Here is a 583-nt window from a genome sequence, read left to right on the forward strand (position 1 = left end):
AGTCAGGATGTTGGCTTAGAAGCAGCCATCATTTAAAGAAAGCGTAATAGCTCACTGATCGAGTCGTCCTGCGCGGAAGATGTAACGGGGCTAAGCCAGTCACCGAAGCTGCGGATATATTTCTCGTGATTTATCACTTGATCTATATGGTAGGAGAGCGTTCTGTAAGCCTGCGAAGGTGTCTTGTAAAGGATGCTGGAGGTATCAGAAGTGCGAATGCTGACATGAGTAGCGATAATGGGGGTGAAAAGCCCCCACGCCGTAAGCCCAAGGTTTCCTGTTCAACGTTCATCGGAGCAGGGTGAGTCGGCCCCTAAGGCGAGGCAGAGATGCGTAGCTGATGGGAAGCAGGTTAATATTCCTGCACCGTCGTATGATGCGATGGGGGGACGGATCGCGGAAGGTTGTCTGACTGTTGGAATAGTCAGTTTCTGCTTCATAGAAGGCACTTAGGCAAATCCGGGTGCGTAATTCAAGGGAGTGGGACGAGCGGCCTTGTGCTGCGAAGCAATCGGAAGTGGTTCCAAGAAAAGCCTCTAAGCTTCAGTCATACGAGACCGTACCGCAAACCGACACAGGTGGG

At 51.6% G+C, this 583-nt stretch carries 1 rRNA gene; it reads left to right on the plus strand.

The features are described from left to right. Positions 1–583: ribosomal RNA gene (locus LMJ30_RS07355) — 23S ribosomal RNA — on the plus strand; the annotation flags it as partial.

Source organism: Massilia agrisoli (assembly GCF_020831365.1).
GTDB classification, from domain to species: Bacteria; Pseudomonadota; Gammaproteobacteria; order Burkholderiales; family Burkholderiaceae_D; genus Telluria_A; species Telluria_A agrisoli.